Here is a 21,296-nt window from a genome sequence, read left to right as displayed (position 1 = left end):
TGATTACCTTTGATGCGGCTGCTGTCGTTGTTTAATGGAACGGTCACCTGAATCCCCACGCGCCAGAAAGCCTAAATTGACGATCCTGAAATTTACTCGCCCTACGAGACTATCATGGGGAATGAGACCTCTGAGGTTCCTAGGTGTGCCAGGGGGATTGTCCCAGTAACGGGAATCAAGCGAATGGTCTCGGTTATCACCGGCCATAAAGTAGTATCCTTCGGGAATGATCCATTTCTTACCCGTTTTCACGTAGCCGATACGGTTATCTGTCTGGAAGATATAACTTTGACCGGCAGTGTCGGTATCTGCCTGGTATTGAGTAGTAAAACCATCTTTTTTAATCTGGTTTCCGTTTTGTTTACCGTTTATCGAGAAGATTTTCTCTTCGTTGTATGTGACGGTATCGCCAGGAATACCTAATACGCGTTTGACATAGTAAACGCCGGGAACAGAAGGGGCGTTAAAAACGAGTACGTCCCCACGCCTAATAGCGCGATGATCGAATAAACCACCTACACGCTGAGCGATAACCAAGTCTCCAGGTTTTATAGTTGGGTACATGGATTCTGTCGGGATCAGGAATACACCGCCGAGAAACTGAAAGGACACAATAACCGCAAGCGACAATGAGGAGGAAACTATCAACCAATGTTTTGGACGACGAGACCTTATCAGCTGATAAGAGAGGTAAAGTGCAGAGATGATAAAAACAATAATTAACGGTTTCATGGAGTTATATACCACGCTTAATATTTTTTGCGTAATTAGAGAGCGATTTACCCAAAAACAGGTATACGAGACAGGTGAAAAGGTAAACAAAATGGATGCTGGTGGTTTTTTGGGCTAAAGTGAAAAATTGGTTCGCCTGCCCACCAGCTAATGTGTAATTGAGTTGAACTGTTGGTTTTTCAGCATCGACATAAAAACTTCTAGTTTTCATGAAGGTTAACGGCTTGAAAAATACTTTATAACCAACTCGTGCATAAATTGTGCATGTTGTAATGGTTATTACCAACGGCACATAGAATGGAATAATTGTATTGAGCCAGCACAATAATGACCACACCAGCACTGAATCCAGTAGAAACCTGGCAATAGAGTTGGCCTGCGTTCTGCCCGCTACCACCATAATGGGTATAAATTTAACCATGAAATCCACCATAGTTATACTTGTTTACACCATCTTATAGACAGACAAATTTTCTCCGACTTTTTTTGAACGCAAAACGACCCCGAAAAACGGACATTATATGGTCAGGAATTTCGATAGTTTAAGAGAACATGGTAAATTTTTTCTATCGAAATTTGTGGAGAATTGAAATGAGCAGTGATGCCACTAAGATGGTTGAAGCCTTTGTTAAAGACCCATTAAGTTACGATAGATTTGGGCCAGAGCTTATTTCAAATCAAAAATGTGTCCTCAACATCAATGGGCATGAAATGTCAATTGATGAAGCAGTTAAGATGAGTGATATTGAAAAGTCGCTCTTAGATGAAATTTACCATCTCATAGACGCAATGACAAAAGCGGAAGTCAATTTCTCAAAGGGAAAAAAGAATCTTTTTCGTCGGATGTTCGATCATTTAACAGGTTCCGAAATCTTACGGAAAGCCCAGCTAGATATTTATAACAAAGTAGTTATGAAACTATGCGAACGGATACCTGATCATTTCAAAATGCTAACCGCTCATGCTGAAATCACGAAGGGTTTGGAGGCAATCTATGCGCAAGATATTCATCAGCTAGAGGTTTTCATAGATGTTGTTGAGTCATATCTGAAAAATAAGAACGAGTGTGACTATAGTGTCACAAGCAATGAATATATGGCAATTAACAGGCTACGGATAAGAGTTAATAACTTTCAGGGAGTTCTTGTTGGTTTAAAACTAAGTCAGGTTCAAGCACAAATGAGCTATGAAACAGCTGTCGATGTAAAAGATAGCCTTCGAGATATTAAAGATAATTTATTACCTATGTGGGAAGGGCAGGCTAAGAACATCAACGCCAGTGGTGTTTGTAGTGGTATTGATGAAGTGGCTCATGAAAAATTCAAGAAGCTGGTCAATAAATTAAATAAGAACATAAGGTGAGATAACATGAAGATCATAAATAGTATTGATATATTAGATGTCAAAGTGGCTAAGGAATTTGATAAATATGCTGTTGATGTAAGTATGGAATCATCAATAAAAGATGCAGTCAGATCTTTCCAGATTGGTGATATTGATGCCGCGCATAACTTTGGACGATTGGAGGACACTACTGATATTAATTATCTTGATAACCTCCTTCTCAGCGTCAGCTCATCATCTCAGGGCAAGAAGGGAGAGACTCTGAATGAGATTGTTGCACTGGCTCGTGAAGTCAGTAATGCAGTCGAACCAAGTTATCTTCAAAAGAAACTGTCACGGATACCGTATGTTGGGCCTTTCATAATGAAAGCCATCGGTCTTCATTTTAGTGCAATGTCAAGATTTGATTTAGTTAAAGGACAAATCGATATTTTAACCTCGGATATCGAAAGCATATCGGAGGGGTTGTTTGAAATGAATAAAAATATTGATGGAATGTATGACCAAGCTTTAACTAGTGTAAAAAATACAGGGGTTAACATTGTAGCTGCCTATTACATTCTGGAGAAGTTACAAACAGTTCAGGCTTCTATTCGTAAGGAACTAAAAAATCAGCCTGATAATACCATGCTGAGCATGGAAGCAATGAATATTGAACATCAAATCGCCCTCATAACAAAACGTCGAAATGACATGATCACGGAACAACAAAAGGCATTTGAAGACCTAAAGATGATGAAAATGATGAAGTTCAATAACCTCTCGATGGTAGACCAGTTTGAAACTATTATTAAAGTAACGATACCATCTTCTAAACGCAGCCATCTTATTATTGACCAGGCCGAAAGGAGTGATAAAAGCTCATTACTGATTCAGGCAATTGGTGATTCTGTAAATCAACAAGCCAGACGTCAAGCTTTGTTAGTAAAAGAGAGCAGTATTCGTGTAGCCAAAACAGCTAATCGTACTGTATATGATGTTGAGACAATTGATTACATATCAAACCAGATCAATGAGGCCGGTCGAGAAATTAAAAAAATCCACGACCGAGCCAAGACGCAACATACCCAGCTTGAAGCTCGCGCAGCGCAATGGAAGGAGAAGCGTTTTATGGTAGCAAAAGAACTGTCTTCCAAATAATAGTTAAATTTAGAGGATGTGCTATGGCTAGAATCAGACAAAGTAATCCATATGATGATGTTGAGAATGCTATTAGACGGAAGCGTGATAGAGCTATATATTTTACCTTAGCTATATCTCTAATCTTCGCTATTATATTTCTAATATTATGGTTTTGTATTCCATCAGACATGCCAGTAGATGAGCAAGTCAAACAGGTTTCTGACGATATATTCAACATTCTACGCTCCAATGAGTTAGTTCCTGAAAATGCTTTTGATACGATAGGATCATTTATTTCCATATATGGAAGAGTTGGTGTGGGTGTATGTATATTGATTGTAATACTAGGGGCAATTATTAATGGGAATGGTTTACAACTTGAGATAATGACAAGTTGCATAGTATTGTTTGTAGGGTTTAATTTATTTATTGCTGCATTTGGTGATGAGCCTCATAATTATAAATACAATACCGACAAAATAAGTACTGCTATGAAAACTGGAGACTTGGACTCTTTGTATGAAATCTATGGAGACAGAGGGAGTTTACTAAGAAAGTCAGTTGAAAAAGCACTTGCAGATCCTAAACCAGCTACTGCAAAAAAACTGGGAGATATCGATGGCCTGTTACTCAGAGGTGTAATAATTACTGCTGAAAAAGTATCTGATAGCAATTATAAAAATCATCTTGGAAACTTGGTTTTGTTAATGCCTGAATATAAAGAGGATAGTGTCAAAGACAAAAACACACTGTTTGATTCACAACTTTATAAAGCTATTGATTACCATATTTATGACATTGGTTACAAGTCTGGTGCGCTTGCTTCAAATCCTCTTTCTGCTTGGAAGTCGGGAAATGATCTTAAATCCAATTATATTAAATATATTATAAAAAGTACTGCTCTAATATTTTTTATACTTGCCGTAATTTTTGTGGTGATTATACTGCTGACGGTTAGAAATGGCCGTAGGCTTACTTATTTGATAGAGTCTAATATTAAATATCTGTCGAAATAAAATAAAACGCCCCTGCGGAGTATATAGTAAAAACAGTGTCTATTCGCGTGTGAGTGAGTGACAGGGCTTTACATATAACGTCAGCGGCTTTCATTTCAAACGTACATACTGTGTATAATGGTATGTACGTTTTTTATTTGCGCCGAGTCCTTCGGCGGTAACCATTCATCCATGAATTTTTGTTCAGTGTTTAATTGCACCTTGTGAGTGCGACTTGTTCCAACAAGTCGGGAGAGATAGGAGTTACGTCATTGGTTTAGCAGGACGGGGATAGTTATTTGCGGCAAGTACAGAGTTGTCGCCGCATCCATGCGGCTTTGACAGTTCAGTTGTTCACTCATTGATTCACCTTCTTGATTAATTGCACTTAATTTACCACCACATTGCAACCGCTCCTTACCACGTGTTGCAAATTAATCGCACCACAACTTTCACGGAAAGTACCACTTCGTCGGATCTCGGCTTTGTGCCAAAAACGGACATTGACTTTGGCTGTTACTGAATTGCAGGTTTTAGTTAATCCACGAATAAATCTCCCAAACACCTGCACTATCCATCAACAGTATAAGCTGATTTAACGTTTAGTATTTCTTATTAAGTTTTTAACCACGGTCTTGCGGGCGCGAAACCGCTAGAGCGCTTACTTAGCGAAATGATGTACGCTTGGAAGCAATTGATTTAGCGTGGATTAAAGGTTAACTTCTTCTGAGTAAAATTCATAAAAGAAGGCAATAGTGACCTGCTCCCCGTTGATTAGTACACCCCGATGTTAGTAATGTCTTCATAAGCCACATGAGGACATCCCCATGAAGAAGCGTTTTTCCGACGAACAGATCATCAGTATTCTCCGCGAAGCCGAAGCCGAAGCTGGGGTACCCGCCCGTGAACTCTGCCGCAAGCATGCCATTTCCGATGCCACGTTTTACACCTGGCGTAAGAAGTATGGCGGTATGGAGGTGCCTGAAGTTAAGCGCCTGAAGTCGCTTGAGGAAGAGAACGCCAGACTCAAGAAGCTGCTTGCCGAAGCCATGCTGGATAAAGAGGCGCTTCAGGTGGCTCTTGGGCGAAAGTACTGACGACAGACCAGAAGCGGGAAGCCGTGATGTTGATGTGTGATGCGACCGGTCTGTCGCAACGTCGTGCCTGCAGGCTTACAGGTTTATCCCTGTCGACCTGCCGCTATGAGGCTCACCGTCCGGCTGCTGATGCGCATTTATCAGGGCGCATCACTGAGCTGGCACTGGAGCGCAGGCGTTTTGGCTACCGTCGTATTTGGCAGTTGCTGCGCCGTGAAGGGCTTCATGTTAATCATAAGCGCGTGTACCGGCTTTATCACCTCAGTGGCCTGAGCGTAAAACGCAGAAGACGTCGTAAAGGGCTGGCAACAGAACGTCTGCCGCTGCTCCGTCCGGCGGCGCCCAATCTGACCTGGTCGATGGATTTCGTCATGGACGCACTTTCCACCGGTCGCAGGATCAAGTGTCTTACCTGCGTCGATGATTTCACAAAGGAATGCCTGACGGTCACTGTTGCCTTTGGGATTTCAGGCGTTCAGGTCACGCGTATTCTGGACAGCATTGCACTGTTTCGAGGCTATCCGGCGACGATAAGAACTGACCAGGGGCCGGAGTTCACTTGCCGTGCACTGGATCAATGGGCCTTTGAGCATGGTGTTGAGTTGCGCTTAATCCAGCCGGGCAAGCCAACGCAGAACGGATTTATTGAGAGCTTTAACGGACGATTTCGCGATGAATGTTTGAATGAGCACTGGTTCAGCGATATCGTTCATGCCAGGAAAATTATTAATGACTGGCGGCAGGATTATAACGAATGCCGCCCGCACTCCACGCTGAATTATCAGACACCGTCTGAATTTGCAGCGGGCTGGAGAAAGGGTCATTCTGAGAATGAAGATTCCGACGTTACTAACTGAGTGTTGTATCTATTCGTGGGGGCAGGTCACTTGGTCGGTGCCATGACGCGACTATTTTCAGGTGATTGCTGATACAACTCACAACAGGCTTGAGCAATGTCGCTCTTTGCCGTTTCGTGGAAGTGAATAGCCCCCGTACTTAGTTTTTCAGGCACGATACCTTGATTAATGAGCTTGGAGTATTCAGGAAGGCACTGTTGCAAAGTTAGCGATGAGGCAGCCTTTTGTCTTATTCAAAGGCCTTACATTTCAAAAACTCTGCTTACCAGGCGCATTTCGCCCAGGGGATCACCATAATAAAATGCTGAGGCCTGGCCTTTGCGTAGTGCACGCATCACCTCAATACCTTTGATGGTGGCGTAAGCCGTCTTCATGGATTTAAATCCCAGCGTGGCGCCGATTATCCGTTTCAGTTTGCCATGATCGCATTCAATCACGTTGTTCCGGTACTTAATCTGTCGGTGTTCAACGTCAGACGGGCACCGGCCTTCGCGTTTGAGCAGAGCAAGCGCGGGACCATAGGCGGGCGCTTTATCCGTGTTGATGAATCGCGGGATCTGCCACTTCTTCACGTTGTTGAGGATTTTACCCAGAAACCGGTATGCAGCTTTGCTGTTACGACGGGAGGAGAGATAAAAATCGACAGTGCGGCCCCGGCTGTCGACGGCCCGGTACAGATACGCCCAGCGGCCATTGACCTTCACGTAGGTTTCATCCATGTGCCACGGGCAAAGATCGGAAGGGTTACGCCAGTACCAGCGCAGCCGTTTTTCCATTTCAGGCGCATAACGCTGAACCCAGCGGTAAATCGTGGAGTGATCGACATTCACTCCGCGTTCAGCCAGCATCTCCTGCAGCTCACGGTAACTGATGCCGTATTTGCAGTACCAGCGTACGGCCCACAGAATGATGTCACGCTGAAAATGCCGGCCTTTGAATGGGTTCATGTGCAGCTCCATCAGCAAAAGGGGATGATAAGTTTATCACCACCGACTATTTGCAACAGTGCCTCACATAGTCTGGTATTAGGTACTGCCAGCGTACTGTTAATTCTGCTGGCGGTAGTCGTTTGGTTTACCCTGCCAGAGAGGAAAATACGGCAATTGGGCAAACAGCGTGCCACACCTCACTGATTAGGGTGTGGTTAACACTTCATTAATTAAACAGTCATTACTCTTACTTAACTGTGTGATATACCTATTTAGGGTTTGAAACATTAGAGTTTGAAATAGGTAAGGTCTGAGCAATGACTGAGCAAACGTCCCCCGCACAACTTGATCTCGATAGCGCGGCTCAGCCCCCCAGAGTTTATATCCGGGGGGACTGGGTGTTGGCGCATTACTGCGTTTTGGAGCCGCGCGTTGCGCAATTGCGCGCTAATATGCCCAGTGGGGGGGTATTTGATCTCAACCAACTGGGGGCGTTAGATACCGCCGGTGCAACGTTGTTAGCTCTGCTTCTGGGTGAGGACCGTGTAGCAAATTTACGCGAACTTGCGCCTAAATTGCCAGAAGAGCGGAGGATATTACTTGAAACGGTAAGCCATGTATTGCCTGACTTAACCCCTGAGTTGTCTGAAAAACCCACACGGTTTTGGCTTGAGATGCTGGCTAATACCGGCCGTTCGGTAGATAACTTATGGCAAGATATTAAGTCACTATTGGGCTTTATTGGTCTGGCGCTGGAAACCTTGCTGGGAACACTTTTTCGCCCCTCCCGCTGGCGCATTACCTCATTAATTGCCAATATTCAACAGATTGGCCTCAATGCTGTGCCGATCATTATGTTGCTCACCTTTTTGGTGGGGGCAGTTATCGCCTTTCTCGGTGCAACCGTACTCACTACTTTCGGCGCGGGCATTTTTACCGTCGATTTGGTGGTATTTTCTTTTCTACGTGAATTTGCGGTACTGCTTACCGCGATCCTGATGGCAGGGCGAACAGCCAGTGCTTTTACCGCTGAAATTGGCTTGATGAAAGCCAATGAAGAGATTGATGCTATCCAAACACTGGGCTTGAATCCGGTCGAACTGTTGGTGCTACCGCGCGTCTTGGCACTATTGATCTCTCTGCCGATGCTAACCTTTATTGGCATGGTTTGCGGTATTTTCGGTGGCATGGTGGTGTGTGCCTTAACACTGGATATCTCTCCCACTATGTTTTTGTCGATTATGCAAAACAGTAATGGGTTGCAGCATTTTCTGGTGGGAATAAGTAAAGCCCCTATTTTTGCTTTCCTGATTGCTATTATTGGCTGTCTGGAGGGGTTCAAAGTAACCGGTAGTGCTGAATCAGTCGGGGTTCATACCACCACCAGTGTGGTGCATTCGATCTTTGTGGTGATTTTGCTTGATGCCGTGGCAGCGCTATTTTTCATGGAAATGGGGTGGTGAGCCAAATGACGCAAGATGCAATCATTCAAATTCGCGATCTGGTTAACTGCTTTGGCGTACAGTGCGTGCATCAAGGGTTGAATCTTGATGTTAAGCGCGGCGAAGTTCTTGGCGTGGTTGGTGGCTCGGGTACCGGTAAATCTGTTCTGTTACGCAGTATTGTTGGGTTACGTCGTCCGACTGACGGGAAAATTCATGTTTTTGGCAAGGATTTAATGGCACTGTCAGGTCAATCCCGCGCCATGGTCGAGCGCCGATTCGGCGTATTATTTCAACGAGGCGCACTGTTCAGTTCTCTAACCGTGACCGAGAACGTGGCATTACCATTAATAGAAAACGCCGGATTACCCCGGTCTGAGGCTGAGCGATTGGCTCAGGTTAAACTGGCACTGGCTGGGCTACCGCCGGGCACTGGCAGTAAGTATCCAGCATCTCTGTCGGGTGGTATGGTCAAGCGTGTTGCGCTAGCCCGTGCCTTAGCACTGGACCCGGATATTCTGTTTCTTGATGAACCGACTGCGGGTCTTGATCCCATTGGTGCGGCGGCGTTTGACAGTTTGATCCGCACCCTGCGGGATGCCCTCAATCTAACGGTATTCTTGGTGACCCACGATCTGGATACGCTGTATACACTGTGTGATCGTGTGGCGGTGCTTTCGCAGAAAAAAGTGCTGGTGGTTGATACTCTGGATAAAGTTGCAGCGACTGATGATGGCTGGATTCAGGCGTATTTTCATGGCCCACGTGGCCGGGCTGCTTATCAGGCAGCGGCAATTAACAGTGGAGAGAGGTTGTAATATGGAAACCCGTGCTCATCATGTCGTTATTGGTTTGTTCACTCTTATTGTGGTGAGTGCCGCGCTGCTGTTTTGCCTATGGCTGACAAATTCCGGTTCTGATCGCCAGTTCAGATTGTACGATATCGTTTTCAATGAGCCTGTGAGTGGCCTGTCACAGGGTAGCACCGTTCAGTACAGCGGGATTCGAGTCGGTGAGGTGACGCAATTACGCCTGGACCGAGACAATCCGAATAAGGTTTGGGCACGTATTCGCGTTTCTGCATCTACTCCGATACGCGAAGATACCCAAGCTCGTCTCACCGTCGCGGGTATTACCGGCACCTCAAATATTCAATTCAGCAGTGGCAGCCAGACCAGCCCGTTGCTGGAGGGCAAAGATGACGAGGTTCCTATCATTATTGCTACCCCTTCGCCGATGAGCCAGTTACTGGCTAACGGTGAGAATTTCATGACCAATGCGAATGAAGTGTTGGTGCGTTTGAACCAGTTGCTGGCACCGGATAACCAGCAGCGCCTAGTAACGACACTGGATAATCTCGCGCTGGTCACCCAAACTGTGGCTGATCAACGTGGTGATCTCCGTACCCTGTTGCAGCAGTTGGCGCAGGCCAGTAAACAGGCTAATGAGACACTGACTCAAACCAATCGCCTGCTGCGTAATGCTAACGGCTTAATGGATGGGCAGGGGAAACAACTGGTCAGTGATGCCGCCAAAACCATGGCATCGTTGCAAAATACCAGTACCATCCTCAATAAATTGGTGAGTGAAAATAAAACCTCACTCAATAACGGGATGCAAGGGATGAATGAGCTGGGGCCGGCAGTAGATGAGCTGCGCAGAACATTAGCGACATTACGTGCCGCCGTTTCTCGTTTGGAAGAAAACCCAGCGGCCTTGTTGCGCGGCCGTGAAAGAACACAGGAGTTTACGCCTTAATGCTCTCTTTTAATGTGATGCGCTATGCAGGCCGCCGCGTGTGGCTATTGATGATATCCGGGGGGGCGATACTGCTCTCTGCCTGCACCATTTTACCTTCGGCCCCTGTATCACAAGTTTATCTTCTGCCGGTGCCACCTGCAGTCAGTGTGCCACACGCGCAGACAGTAAACTGGTCATTACGGGTTTCACAACCGGCGACGAACCAGTTTCTTAATAGCTCACGCATAGCGGTGCAGCCTCAGGGCCAGGAGATTGCGGTTTATAAAAACTCCCGTTGGAGTGATTCGGCGCCGATTTTGGTGCGCAATCGTCTTATTCAGGCGTTCCGTAGCGATGGGCGAATCCGTGCAGTCAGTAGCGACGATGATAGCTTGCAGGCTGATGTGGAGTTGAGTGGTGATCTGTCCGCGTTCCAAGGGGTATACCATGTTGGTAGCAGCGAAGTGCTGATCCGTTTTGATGCTCGGCTGGTAAGAATTTCAGATCGTAGGATTATTGCGACTCGCCAGTTTGACATTCGCCAACCGATAAAAGGTAACGAGATGAACGAGGTGGTTCAGGCCTTTGGCCTGGCCAGTGACCAGTTAGCCACTCAAGTGCTCAACTGGACGATGCAGCAATCCCCTGCGCAGGGTTGATATCTAAACCAGCACCGGTTGGTTTTATCTGAGGCGAGTTGGCAGTAGCTAACTCGCCTTTTTTATCGTCTAGTTTAATGATTCAAGGCGAATAATTGCGTCTAAGGGGAAAATATTCTCTTTATTGTTTTGTGATTAGTATCTCATTGAGTAAGGGATTAATGGTGTTTGAGTTATCTATTTCATTGTTTTTAATATGTTTTTATTTAAATTGTTCTGTGGTTATCTTTTTTGTTAAAGAGAACAATATTCTCCAAGCATTAAAAACAACAAGAAAATAGGAAAAGTATTTCTCCCCGTAAAACCCTAAGATAAAAATAATCCAAATCACTGATTAATTACTTCAAATGCAAAAAATAACACATCAACAATTACTCGATTGGTTGAAAAAGGAAGTGAAACTTTCATTAGGTTGTACTGAGCCTATTGCTATTGCGTATGCTGCCGCAGTGGCTGCTAAATATCTCAACGCACCGATATTAAAAATAACGGGGAATATATCGGAGAATCTGTATAAAAATGCGATGGGAGTCACTATTCCGGGAACAAGCTATTGCGGAGTCACTCTTGCGGCGGCAATAGGGGCTATTGGTGGTAACGCGGATGCCGATTTAGAAGTATTAAAAGATATTACTGCGACACAAATTACCGAAGCCTATATATTTAATGAATCAGGTAACGTGTGTCTAAACGCAGTAGATGCTACGGATTTTATTTTTATCGATATTACGCTATATAGTCTTAGTGATCAGTGCCGGGTAGTGATTCAAGGTAGCCATACTAATGTCACTGAAGTTTATATTAATAATATAAAGCAAATATTAGTCCGAGACCTAATTGCCGCCAATGATAGTGGGGTACTACCCGAATTTTCCCTTAACGACGCATTTAAATTTGTAACCGATGTCGCCGCTAAAGACATCATGTTTATGCTGAAAAGTGCTGAGATTAATACCGCGCTTTCTGACGAGGGGCAAAGGAAGAACTATGGTTTGAACGTGAGTGGCGCGTTGTCGCAAGCCAGAAAAAATGGCTTTATCAGCACTGACTTACTGAGTCAAATGTTGATCAACACCACTGCGGCATCAGATGCCCGTATGGGCGGCGCACCCTTACCCGCGATGTCAAATTATGGCTCTGGTAATCAGGGGATTACCGTGACAATGCCGGTAGTGACACTTGCCCGACATCTTAATACAGATGATGAAACACTGGCCCGGGCATTAGCGTTGGCCCATCTAGCCGCAATCTCAATTCATATGCGTTATACCCGATTGTCTGCATTGTGTGCGGCGTCAACGGCAGCAATGGGGGCGGCGGCAGGTATGAGTTGGTTATTGACCCAAGATTTTCAAACTATCTCCTACGCGGTCAGTAATATGATCAGTGATATTAGTGGCATTATTTGCGATGGTGCATCAAATAGTTGTGCCATGAAAGTGTCTACCGCTACCGCCTGTGCATTTAAGTCGGTGTTGATGGCGCAACAAAATAGTGTTGCAGGGGAGCGTGATGGCATTGTTTCCTGCGATGTTGAAGGTTCTATCAATAATTTATGTAAATTAGTGTTATCGCCAATGAGGCAAACAGATAAAGAAATTATCAGTATAATGACACGTAAATAAATATTACGGTTTAACCGCGTGGCCTAACGTCATTATTAATAATGATCGGCGGGCTATCGTTAAAATTTAAAGGGACAAATAATGAGCAAATCAAAATCGATCGCGACTCTGGTTATCCATGCCGGAGATCAAGTTGACCGGGGCAATAATGCTATTTTTCCACCGATTACTACCGCCAGTTCCTTCATTCAGCCAAATTTAGGCGAAGAAGGGGAGTTTTGTTATTCCCGTTGCAGTAACCCGACAAGATATGCATATGAAACCGCCTTGGCTGAGTTGGAAGGAGGTATCTATGCTACGGCAACCGCTTCCGGTATGGCAGCAACTGCACTTATATTGGAATTGCTACCTAAGGATTCCCATGTATTAGTAATGAAAGGGGTCTATGGCGGTACTTATCGGTTGTTTGAACGTCTGCGTAAACAAACTTCAGGTACGACATTCAGTTATGTCGATCTTAATGATCTGGCGTCAGTAGAGCGCCATATTCAAGAGAATACAGGTCTAATCTGGATCGAAACGCCCACTAACCCACTGTTGGAATTAGTTGATATTGAAGCAGTATGCCAGGTTGCCAAAAGCAGGGGCATAATGAGCTGCGGGTGATGCTGCCAACTTACTGATTTAGTGTATGATGGTGTTTTTGAGGTGCTCCAGTGGCTTCTGTTTCTATCAGCTGTCCCTCCTGTTCAGCTACTGACGGGGTGGTGCGTAACGGCAAAAGCACCGCCGGACATCAGCGCTATCTCTGCTCTCACTGCCGTAAAACATGGCAACTGCAGTTCACTTACACCGCTTCTCAACCCGGTACGCACCAGAAAATCATTGATATGGCCATGAATGGCGTTGGATGCCGGGCAACCGCCCGCATTATGGGCGTTGGCCTCAACACGATTTTCCGCCATTTAAAAAACTCAGGCCGCAGTCGGTAACCTCGCGCATACAGCCGGGCAGTGACGTCATCGTCTGCGCGGAAATGGACGAACAGTGGGGATACGTCGGGGCTAAATCGCGCCAGCGCTGGCTGTTTTACGCGTATGACAGGCTCCGGAAGACGGTTGTGGCGCACGTATTCGGTGAACGCACTCTGGCCACACTGGAGCGTCTTCTGAGCCTGCTGTCGGCCTTTGAGGTCGTGGTATGGATGACGGATGGCTGGCCGCTGTATGAATCCCGCCTGAAGGGAAAGCTGCACGTTATCAGCAAGCGTTACACTCAGCGCATTGAGCGACATAACCTGAATCTGAGACAACATCTGGCAAGGCTGGGACGGAAGTCACTGTCGTTCTCAAAATCGGTGGAGCTGCATGACAAGGTCATCGGGCATTATCTGAACATAAAACACTATCATTAAGTTGGAGTCATTACCCTACGATAGTTGCTTTGACTTTAACCGATGACAAGGTTCATTCCTTTATACACGTTAAACATACAATACACTATAATTCTAAAGAGTTTATTGTCAAATAAAAAGGCAGATTTCTCTGCCTTAATACACAATATACATAGTTCAAGGTACTATATATAACTTAAGGGCGTTTTATTTTTGTGTGCTTATTTACCATCCGTTTCATCATCTACTTTCTGAGTCATGATTGGAGGCGGCGCTTCATTATCAATTTTCCTACGGCCTTCATCGCTGAAGAAGATTTTCCAGATAAAGTGCCCGACAAAAAGGATTCCGCATCCTATAATCAGCGCCCAGTCGAAAGTGTCAAATGGTCTGTTAAAATAATCAAACATATAGTTCTCCAGGGTAGAGTTCGTGACTAAGCCCGTTAAACGTTGTGTGGATAATTGCTCCACCAGACCGGGCAATGCAATTCATTGTTTTTTTCAGACCATCCGGCATCTATGAGTAATCTCTTCACAAAAAATGGCTGGTTTCTGAAGATATCTGTAGAAATTGATGTAGCTTTAATGACACTTCCTTTTTCACCAGGTTTTGTTGGTTTCTCGTAACGCGTTATACCGATATGCTGTAGACGTGACCTAATCGCGCCATCTGTCCTATTCATTTTCTTGGCAATCACTTCTATTGAACGATGCTCAGATAGAAGTGTAATTAAAAACTTATAGTTTCCACATACCCATTTGGCTGGTTTTTGTGGTTCTCTTTGGTTCCGTTCAGGCACTGATCTTTCCTTAATTTGTTGTGGTTTTTCACTATCACAATCAATGTCAGTTCTGGCCGGGTAATTTGAAATGGTTTTATCTGGTACGGTTTCATAGATAATTTCATTAAGCACTATATGCTTGCTCCACCAATCTGGGGCGGTAAGGTCGAATCCATCAATGTGCCAGCCGAATTCGATTAGTGGCAGGACATCAAGAAAACGTTTTTTTGATAATTTCGCAGAACTTATTTTTTTATTTAACCATATAACCGTACTAGATGAATCGTCTTCAGCGCCCACGGTAATCATTCCAAGCTCTATAAGTTGCTGAAGAGTGGATTGATGGCTTCTTAAGGTAAGCTCGGCAAGTGCCGTTTTACTGATACCATGTTGTATCGCCTTAAGTAAGACCCGAGTATCGTCAGGAGTCCACGGTTTACCGGTAATGAGGTGTGAAGATGTTTTCTTATGTAGCTGATCAGTATCCTCATCTTCGGGTACTAACAGGCTTGTGTTTCTTGTTCGCCACCATTCTGGAGAGTACAGAACATTTTCACCATTTATGCAGTGTGCTACCCATCCATTATCTAGCAGGGTTTTAAGAGTTATACCTGAAGCTGGTTCAGCCGGTGGCACTCTGATTGAAGAGTTAGGCTTGAGGGTAATTTCGTTAGGCTCGGAGAGATTTTCTCTTATGAGAAGGTATAAATCCAACTCGATACATCTTAACTGGATTATCCTTTCATTGTATCCAAGAATGGACGTAAGCGCTGCAAATGAGTAACCATCCTTAAGCCCTTTTATAAGCTTCAGATCTTCAGCTGGTGACCATGACGGTAATTTCTTCTTCATTCACTTGCCTTAGAGTGAACTAAATATTTCTGATATTACTTGTAAATCAATAATTCTTGAATCGAGAATGGGGGCGTTTTGAGGTGTATAAATCGCACTTAGACTCGACCATTTAGTATCCGTGGTTGAAGAGCTCCTCAACTCCAGCATTTACGACATCCTGGTTTCCAGGGATGTAACGTGGCCAGCCTTCTACCTCTTTGATGTTCTTAACGATAACTCCTTCGAAGCCAAATTGATCTGCCGATATATCAACAATATGGAATTCATCGTTGTTGGAGATCTCACACCAGTAATGACCGAACCCGCCATACATAGTGAATAACCCGCCGTCAGATTTCCCATCGCCACCTCTAATCACAGCTGATAACCCTTTGCTATGTGCCAGACGAGCTAATAGCAGACTGGCAAATAGGCATGTGCCCGTTGTGTCATCGGTATCACAGTCAGCGAGGATACCGTTCAGTAATGCCCGTGCTTCAGTCGCAACATCATTAATGAGGTTTTTCATCAGGGTTACTTATCGCAAATCGGTTTCAGGGGATTCTGCCAGACAGGCCGTAGCGTGACAATTTTTTATGACCCCAATAGGGGGCGAAATTAACGGGTCTTAGAATTTCGTCACCGATGAATGTTGCGTTAATCTTTTTTTATATAAAGAGGAGCTAACCATGAATAAAATGAAGTACAGTGCAGTATTGAATGAATGGAATTTTAAGTATGATTCTGCTGAAAGATTCGGTGACTCACACTTTCTTTATATCCATAATTTCATGAACGATCAGAGCCAGTTACTTGGTATTATCATAGCTGATTTTTTGAAGGTTCCTCAGATAGAACTTCTTCCTATTCAGACCGCCATAGATAACCTTGTAAGGTTATTAAAGGTTCAGACATCCAGGTCGTTAACGTCTGATGAGGGTGTTGATCTTGCTCAATTCCTCACTCAGTACCTCAGACAGACACAATCTTATGCTGCGGTTTCAAGTATGTGTCCGGTTGGTCAAAAGTTGAATTTTTTCCTGAACATCTACCCAAGAAAAGGTAATAAAGAGTTTTCTTTTCGATTATTCGCAATCACCACACTCAATGAAATTACAAGCGTGTCTGAATTTGTTGAAATGGCACATAGTACTCAACAAAGTGATCTGATTAATAATCCTGGTTATTTTGTTTGATTACTAAATAATTCCATATTGAAATCATTAACCATCACTTAACAGTGATGGTTTTTTGTTTTATTTCAATTATCTTTTTGTTCGATATGACTATCTGCTTTTTATAATCTGATTTCACTTACTATCATGCTGATACTACTAGGTAAAATGGTCGTGATGACTTTAATTCATGCTATTCCATTGAGATTTGTGTTTACAATCAATAAAAATATTGTTAATAAAATGTAATCCTTAACATAAATCAACATGGATATGGAACCTACACTACAATGGCAAAGAAAAACATACATCAGGAAGAGATTGTATTCGCGAAGAAACAGCTTGTTCTCCTTGCAACATTAAAAGGGAAGGTAAGTGAATTGATTCTAAAGTGGGAAGGGAACATTGGAGCTGAGACTCCTGACTTGAATCGCCACGGGTTTAACAGACACCTCAGAGTCATTTAAGATGGCTTAAAGAGAGGTGCCCATGAGCAGTAAGCGTTATCCCGAAGAGTTTAAAATTGAAGCAGTCAAACAGGTTGTTGATCGCGGTTATTCTGTTGCCAGCGTTGCAACACGTCTCGATATCACCACCCACAGCCTTTACGCCTGGATAAAGAAGTACGGTCCGGATTCTTCCACTAATAAAGAACAGTCAGATGTTCAGGCCGAGATCCGCCGTCTCCAGAAAGAGCTGAAACGGGTTACCGACGAACGGGACATATTAAAAAAAGCCGCTGTAGATTCAATTGGTCAACGCAACAGTTATGTGAAAACATGGGGTTGCGGAGGTTTTTTGAATGAGACGAACATTTACAGCAGAGGAAAAAGCCTCTGTTTTTGAACTATGGAAGAACGGAACAGGCTTCAGTGAAATAGCGAATATCCTGGGTTCAAAACCCGGAACGATCTTCACTATGTTAAGGGATACTGGCGGCATAAAACCCCATGAGCGTAAGCGGGCTGTAGCTCACCTGACACTGTCTGAGCGCGAGGAGATACGAGCTGGTTTGTCAGCCAAAATGAGCATTCGTGCGATAGCTACTGCGCTGAATCGCAGTCCTTCGACGATCTCACGTGAAGTTCAGCGTAATCGGGGCAGACGCTATTACAAAGCTGTTGATGCTAATAACCGAGCCAACAGAATGGCGAAAAGGCCAAAACCGTGCTTACTGGATCAAAATTTACCATTGCGAAAGCTTGTTCTGGAAAAGCTGGAGATGAAATGGTCTCCAGAGCAAATATCAGGATGGTTAAGGCGAACAAAACCACGTCAAAAAACGCTGCGAATATCACCTGAGACAATTTATAAAACGCTGTACTTTCGTAGCCGTGAAGCGCTACACCACCTGAATATACAGCATCTGCGACGGTCGCATAGCCTTCGCCATGGCAGGCGTCATACCCGCAAAGGCGAAAGAGGTACGATTAACATAGTGAACGGAACACCAATTCACGAACGTTCCCGAAATATCGATAACAGACGCTCTCTGGGGCATTGGGAGGGCGATTTAGTCTCAGGTACAAAAAACTCTCATATAGCCACACTTGTAGACCGAAAATCACGTTATACGATCATCCTTAGACTCAGGGGCAAAGATTCTGTCTCAGTAAATCAGGCTCTTACCGACAAATTCCTGAGTTTACCGTCAGAACTCAGAAAATCACTGACATGGGACAGAGGAATGGAACTGGCCAGACATCTAGAATTTACTGTCAGCACCGGCGTTAAAGTTTACTTCTGCGATCCTCAGAGTCCTTGGCAGCGGGGAACAAATGAGAACACAAATGGGCTAATTCGGCAGTACTTTCCTAAAAAGACATGTCTTGCCCAATATACTCAACATGAACTAGATCTGGTTGCTGCTCAGCTAAACAACAGACCGAGAAAGACACTGAAGTTCAAAACACCGAAAGAGATAATTGAAAGGGGTGTTGCATTGACAGATTGAATCTACAGCGGCGTACTTCGCAAAGCTGTCCGACTGAGGTACGCCTTTATCCGTGACAACACCTGTTGCTGGCCTGTTCGCCTGCTCTGTCGGGTGCTGGATGTTCATCCCAGTGGTTTTTACGCCTGGCTTCAGCAGCCGCATTCACAACGCCATCAGGCAGACCTGAGACTGACAGGACAGATTAAACAGTTCTGGCTGGAATCGGGATGCGTCTATGGTTATCGTAAAATCCATCTGGATCTGCGGGACAGCGGGCAACAGTGCGGAGTGAACAGAGTCTGGCGACTGATGAAACGTGTCGGGATAAAGGCTCAGGTCGGATACCGGAGCCCGCGGGCACGTAAAGGCGAGGCCAGTATCGTGTCGCCCAACAGGCTCCAGCGACAGTTCAATCCGGATGCTCCGAATGAGCGTTGGGTAACGGATATAACCTACAGTGTGCCCGGAGTTCAGGGCGGGCATGGATGCTTAAATGAACCGCGAGTCTGTCTGGAATATTGAACCGGTAACTCACGATGAGAAACCCAACAATCCCACCGGGTGTGACGGTGGAGAACCTGAGCGGCAGTGACCTGCGGCATGCCCGCAGGGTGATGTAACCCGCTGACAACGGGGATTGAGGCGAGATCACTAAGCCGAGATGATCCTCAAGGTTAAGTACTGAAAGGCTGAAGAACATGAACCCGTTAATCCGCCTCTGTGGGTTGAAAACGTCACCACGGCCTACGTGATCTGACAGGCCGTGCAGGAGGAACTGGCAGTGATACGTAAGCACTGCCGGTCGAAGGTGTTTTGACATGTATGCGAAACACCGGGGCAGCAGCGTCTATCACGCTTGCGTTGCTGACTTCTGCCAACTTGCGGCAAGCAAGGATAAAGAGTGCGACGGGCAGCCTCCTCAGTATGCCTGAGTCCAGGCAGGTAAACCGGGGAAGGTCAGCGACGGATGTTAAGGGGGCATGGCTCCGATGACGCGCTGGCTGGCGGAGCTTCCGTAGTAGTCCGCGATGGGGAAAGCCCATTACATGGCGAAGGGAAGCAGTTTGAATGTGTTTGCGACGTGAATTAACTGACCTAACGAGGTGAAGACCTTTGATAATCAGCGAAATGCAACGCAAGCTTGCCACATGGGCAGCCACCGATCCGTCCCTACGGATTCAACGGCTGCTGCGTCTGATAACACAACCAGAATGGCTGGCTGAAGCGGCGCGGATCACGCTTTCATCAAAGGGGGCCCATACCCCCGGCGTTGATGGCGTGAACAAAACAATGCTACAGGCCAGACTGGCTGTTGAGCTGCAAATCCTCAGGGATGAATTACTCTCAGGCCACTACCAGCCCTTGCCCGCCAGACGGGTTTACATCCCTAAAAGCAACGGCAAACTGCGACCACTGGGTATCCCCGCGTTGCGGGATCGTATTGTTCAGCGGGCCATGCTGATGGCGATGGAGCCGATATGGGAGAGTGATTTTCATACGCTCTCATATGGCTTCCGGCCTGAGCGCAGTGTCCACCACGCGATCCGCACGGTGAAATTACAGCTCACAGACTGTGGTGAAACCCGGGGACGCTGGGTGATTGAAGGCGACCTGTCCAGTTACTTCGACACCGTACATCATCGACTGCTGATGAAGGCTGTACGCCGCAGGATCAGTGACGCACGTTTCATGACTCTGCTGTGGAAAACCATCAAGGCGGGACATATCGATGTCGGTCTCTTTCGGGCGGCCAGTGAAGGTGTACCACAGGGCGGTGTTATATCGCCGCTATTATCGAACATCATGCTGAATGAGTTCGATCAATACCTGCATGAGCGCTACCTGAGCGGGAAAGCCAGAAAAGATCGGTGGTACTGGAATAACAGTATCCAACGGGGCCGAAGTACGGCGGTCAGAGAAAACTGGCAGTGGAAACCCGCGGTGGCGTACTGCCGCTATGCCGATGATTTTGTCCTCATCGTCAAAGGCACCAAAGCACAGGCGGAAGCCATCAGGGAGGAGTGTCGGGGTGTGCTCGAAGGCAGTCTGAAACTCAGGCTGAACATGGATAAGACTAAAATCACCCATGTTAATGACGGCTTTATCTTTCTGGGGCACAGGATCATTCGCAAACGCAGTCGTTATGGCGAGATGCGAGTGGTCTCAACGATCCCGCAGGAGAAAGCCAGAAACTTCGCCGCATCGCTGACAGCACTGTTATCAGGCAACTACAGTGAAAGCAAAGTCGATATGGCTGAACAACTCAACCGAAAACTGAAAGGCTGGGCCATGTTCTATCAGTTCGTTGATTTTAAGGCCAAAGTCTTCAGTTATATCGACCGTGTCGTGTTCTGGAAGCTGGCTCACTGGCTGGCCCGCAAATACCGTACAGGTATCGCTTCCCTGATGAGGTGGTGGTGTAAATCACCGAAACCGGGTCAGAGCAAAACGTGGGTTTTATTTGGTAAAACCAATCACGGCAAGCTCAGCGGCGAAATACTGTACCGGTTGGTGGGGCAAGGCAAGAAGCTGTTCCGCTGGCGGCTACCCGAAGGTAATCCCTATCTGAGGACGGAGACCAGAAACACGTATACATCGCGCTTTACAGAAGTGGCAATGGCGTTCGCCAGCATTTAAATGGAGAGCCGGATGCGCTGAAAGGTGCACGTCCGGTTCGGGGAGGAGAGGCAGG

At 45.6% G+C, this 21,296-nt stretch carries 19 protein-coding genes and 3 pseudogenes; 16 read left to right on the top strand and 6 right to left on the bottom strand.

All coding sequences use genetic code 11. The annotated features are described in order from the left end of the window. Window positions 1-3: 3 nt before the first annotated feature. Window positions 4-732: a signal peptidase I gene (gene lepB / locus HV318_RS23215; protein ID WP_007372211.1), complete on the bottom strand. Its 729-nt coding sequence runs from the start codon at window positions 730-732 to the stop codon at window positions 4-6. Window positions 733-736: 4 nt separating this feature from the next. After that, complete coding sequence (locus HV318_RS23210) at window positions 737-1,153, bottom strand: hypothetical protein (RefSeq protein WP_016241597.1); 417 nt, start codon at window positions 1,151-1,153, stop codon at window positions 737-739. A gap of 170 nt (window positions 1,154-1,323) precedes the next feature. Between HV318_RS23210 and HV318_RS23205 the strand changes: the two genes are divergently transcribed. From HV318_RS23205 to HV318_RS23190, 4 genes are all read left to right on the top strand, one after another. Beyond that, the gene (locus HV318_RS23205; RefSeq protein WP_016241598.1) at window positions 1,324-2,094 is read left to right on the top strand and encodes a hypothetical protein; all 771 of its coding nucleotides are present in this window, start codon (window positions 1,324-1,326) and stop codon (window positions 2,092-2,094) included. A 6-nt stretch (window positions 2,095-2,100) separates the two neighbouring features. Next, window positions 2,101-3,216: a toxic anion resistance protein gene (locus tag HV318_RS23200; RefSeq protein WP_016241599.1), complete on the top strand. Its 1,116-nt coding sequence runs from the start codon at window positions 2,101-2,103 to the stop codon at window positions 3,214-3,216. A 23-nt stretch (window positions 3,217-3,239) separates the two neighbouring features. Continuing rightward, on the top strand, window positions 3,240-4,214 hold the full coding sequence (locus HV318_RS23195) for a hypothetical protein (protein ID WP_016241600.1): 975 nt from the start codon (window positions 3,240-3,242) through the stop codon (window positions 4,212-4,214). An 806-nt stretch (window positions 4,215-5,020) separates the two neighbouring features. Further along, window positions 5,021-6,147, top strand: a protein-coding gene (locus tag HV318_RS23190) for an IS3-like element ISSen4 family transposase (protein WP_085954994.1) whose coding sequence is annotated in 2 segments (ribosomal slippage) — window positions 5,021-5,285 and window positions 5,285-6,147 — 1,128 coding nt in all. Because the reading frame shifts where the segments join, the coding sequence is not laid out codon by codon here. Between the two features lie 242 nt (window positions 6,148-6,389). On the opposite strand, the gene HV318_RS23185 is transcribed toward HV318_RS23190, so the two are convergent. Then, entirely contained in the window at window positions 6,390-7,094 is a 705-nt protein-coding gene (locus HV318_RS23185; RefSeq protein ID WP_016162063.1) for an IS6-like element IS26 family transposase, read from the bottom strand. 299 nt (window positions 7,095-7,393) lie between these two features. Between HV318_RS23185 and HV318_RS23180 the strand changes: the two genes are divergently transcribed. The 7 genes and pseudogenes from HV318_RS23180 (at window position 7,394) to HV318_RS23150 (ending at window position 13,896) form a co-directional block, all read left to right on the top strand. After that, the gene (locus HV318_RS23180; protein ID WP_001325018.1) at window positions 7,394-8,539 is read left to right on the top strand and encodes an MlaE family ABC transporter permease; all 1,146 of its coding nucleotides are present in this window, start codon (window positions 7,394-7,396) and stop codon (window positions 8,537-8,539) included. 5 nt (window positions 8,540-8,544) lie between these two features. Next, the gene (locus tag HV318_RS23175; protein WP_001325019.1) at window positions 8,545-9,336 is read left to right on the top strand and encodes an ABC transporter ATP-binding protein; all 792 of its coding nucleotides are present in this window, start codon (window positions 8,545-8,547) and stop codon (window positions 9,334-9,336) included. A gap of 1 nt (window position 9,337) precedes the next feature. Then, on the top strand, window positions 9,338-10,276 hold the full coding sequence (locus HV318_RS23170; RefSeq protein ID WP_000449980.1) for an MlaD family protein: 939 nt from the start codon (window positions 9,338-9,340) through the stop codon (window positions 10,274-10,276). Beyond that, a complete protein-coding gene (locus HV318_RS23165) occupies window positions 10,276-10,917 on the top strand; it encodes an ABC-type transport auxiliary lipoprotein family protein (protein WP_000948259.1) in 642 nt (213 codons plus the stop codon). Before HV318_RS23170 ends, HV318_RS23165 begins: the two co-directional genes overlap by 1 nt. 347 nt (window positions 10,918-11,264) lie before the next feature. Next, a complete protein-coding gene (locus tag HV318_RS23160) occupies window positions 11,265-12,542 on the top strand; it encodes an L-cysteine desulfidase family protein (protein ID WP_001515737.1) in 1,278 nt (425 codons plus the stop codon). A gap of 81 nt (window positions 12,543-12,623) precedes the next feature. Then, window positions 12,624-13,142: pseudogene (locus HV318_RS23155) on the top strand (PLP-dependent transferase); the annotation flags it as partial. Window positions 13,143-13,198: 56 nt separating this feature from the next. Further along, window positions 13,199-13,896, top strand: a protein-coding gene (locus tag HV318_RS23150; protein ID WP_223335778.1) for an IS1 family transposase whose coding sequence is annotated in 2 segments (ribosomal slippage) — window positions 13,199-13,448 and window positions 13,448-13,896 — 699 coding nt in all. Because the reading frame shifts where the segments join, the coding sequence is not laid out codon by codon here. A 200-nt stretch (window positions 13,897-14,096) separates the two neighbouring features. Here HV318_RS23150 and HV318_RS23145 read toward each other — a convergent pair. The 3 genes from HV318_RS23145 to HV318_RS23135 all read right to left on the bottom strand — a co-directional run bounded on the left by HV318_RS23145 (window position 14,097) and on the right by HV318_RS23135 (window position 16,022). After that, window positions 14,097-14,285 (bottom strand): hypothetical protein, encoded by a 189-nt coding sequence (locus HV318_RS23145; RefSeq protein WP_007372207.1) that lies wholly within the window; start codon window positions 14,283-14,285, stop codon window positions 14,097-14,099. Between the two features lie 35 nt (window positions 14,286-14,320). Beyond that, window positions 14,321-15,511: a hypothetical protein gene (locus tag HV318_RS23140; RefSeq protein WP_009652915.1), complete on the bottom strand. Its 1,191-nt coding sequence runs from the start codon at window positions 15,509-15,511 to the stop codon at window positions 14,321-14,323. A gap of 112 nt (window positions 15,512-15,623) precedes the next feature. Continuing rightward, a complete protein-coding gene (locus HV318_RS23135) occupies window positions 15,624-16,022 on the bottom strand; it encodes a hypothetical protein (RefSeq protein ID WP_016241897.1) in 399 nt (132 codons plus the stop codon). A 160-nt stretch (window positions 16,023-16,182) separates the two neighbouring features. Between HV318_RS23135 and HV318_RS23130 the strand changes: the two genes are divergently transcribed. From HV318_RS23130 to ltrA, 5 genes and pseudogenes are all read left to right on the top strand, one after another. Next, window positions 16,183-16,689, top strand: a complete 507-nt coding sequence (locus HV318_RS23130; RefSeq protein WP_007372203.1) for a hypothetical protein — start codon at window positions 16,183-16,185, stop codon at window positions 16,687-16,689. A gap of 468 nt (window positions 16,690-17,157) precedes the next feature. After that, window positions 17,158-17,406, top strand: a pseudogene (locus tag HV318_RS23125) (transposase); the annotation flags it as partial. 64 nt (window positions 17,407-17,470) lie between these two features. Then, window positions 17,471-18,622 carry an IS30-like element IS30 family transposase gene (locus HV318_RS23120; RefSeq protein WP_001254932.1) on the top strand — a complete coding sequence of 384 codons (1,152 nt, stop codon included), beginning with the start codon at window positions 17,471-17,473 and terminating at the stop codon, window positions 18,620-18,622. A gap of 9 nt (window positions 18,623-18,631) precedes the next feature. After that, window positions 18,632-19,060: pseudogene (locus tag HV318_RS23115) on the top strand (IS3 family transposase); the annotation flags it as partial. A gap of 672 nt (window positions 19,061-19,732) precedes the next feature. Next, window positions 19,733-21,241 (top strand): group II intron reverse transcriptase/maturase, encoded by a 1,509-nt coding sequence (ltrA, locus tag HV318_RS23110; RefSeq protein ID WP_001189111.1) that lies wholly within the window; start codon window positions 19,733-19,735, stop codon window positions 21,239-21,241. Window positions 21,242-21,296: the final 55 nt, after the last annotated feature.

Source organism: Enterobacter sp. RHBSTW-00901, from assembly GCF_014103115.1.
GTDB classification, from domain to species: domain Bacteria; phylum Pseudomonadota; class Gammaproteobacteria; order Enterobacterales; family Enterobacteriaceae; genus Enterobacter; species Enterobacter cloacae_P.
Note: the sequence above shows the minus strand (reverse complement) of the source record. Positions and strands in the feature narration are given on the sequence as shown.

Coding starts and splice junctions, on each gene's coding strand:
- HV318_RS23175 (WP_001325019.1), top strand. CDS start 8,545: ATGACGCAAGATGCAATCATTCAAATTCGCGATCTGGTTAACTGCTTT.
- lepB (WP_007372211.1), bottom strand. CDS start 732: ATGAAACCGTTAATTATTGTTTTTATCATCTCTGCACTTTACCTCTCT.
- HV318_RS23165 (WP_000948259.1), top strand. CDS start 10,276: ATGCTCTCTTTTAATGTGATGCGCTATGCAGGCCGCCGCGTGTGGCTA.
- HV318_RS23180 (WP_001325018.1), top strand. CDS start 7,394: ATGACTGAGCAAACGTCCCCCGCACAACTTGATCTCGATAGCGCGGCT.
- HV318_RS23195 (WP_016241600.1), top strand. CDS start 3,240: ATGGCTAGAATCAGACAAAGTAATCCATATGATGATGTTGAGAATGCT.
- HV318_RS23210 (WP_016241597.1), bottom strand. CDS start 1,153: ATGGTTAAATTTATACCCATTATGGTGGTAGCGGGCAGAACGCAGGCC.
- HV318_RS23185 (WP_016162063.1), bottom strand. CDS start 7,094: ATGAACCCATTCAAAGGCCGGCATTTTCAGCGTGACATCATTCTGTGG.
- HV318_RS23160 (WP_001515737.1), top strand. CDS start 11,265: ATGCAAAAAATAACACATCAACAATTACTCGATTGGTTGAAAAAGGAA.
- HV318_RS23205 (WP_016241598.1), top strand. CDS start 1,324: ATGAGCAGTGATGCCACTAAGATGGTTGAAGCCTTTGTTAAAGACCCA.
- HV318_RS23145 (WP_007372207.1), bottom strand. CDS start 14,285: ATGTTTGATTATTTTAACAGACCATTTGACACTTTCGACTGGGCGCTG.
- HV318_RS23135 (WP_016241897.1), bottom strand. CDS start 16,022: ATGAAAAACCTCATTAATGATGTTGCGACTGAAGCACGGGCATTACTG.
- HV318_RS23130 (WP_007372203.1), top strand. CDS start 16,183: ATGAATAAAATGAAGTACAGTGCAGTATTGAATGAATGGAATTTTAAG.
- HV318_RS23200 (WP_016241599.1), top strand. CDS start 2,101: ATGAAGATCATAAATAGTATTGATATATTAGATGTCAAAGTGGCTAAG.
- HV318_RS23120 (WP_001254932.1), top strand. CDS start 17,471: ATGAGACGAACATTTACAGCAGAGGAAAAAGCCTCTGTTTTTGAACTA.
- HV318_RS23140 (WP_009652915.1), bottom strand. CDS start 15,511: ATGAAGAAGAAATTACCGTCATGGTCACCAGCTGAAGATCTGAAGCTT.
- HV318_RS23170 (WP_000449980.1), top strand. CDS start 9,338: ATGGAAACCCGTGCTCATCATGTCGTTATTGGTTTGTTCACTCTTATT.
- ltrA (WP_001189111.1), top strand. CDS start 19,733: ATGCAACGCAAGCTTGCCACATGGGCAGCCACCGATCCGTCCCTACGG.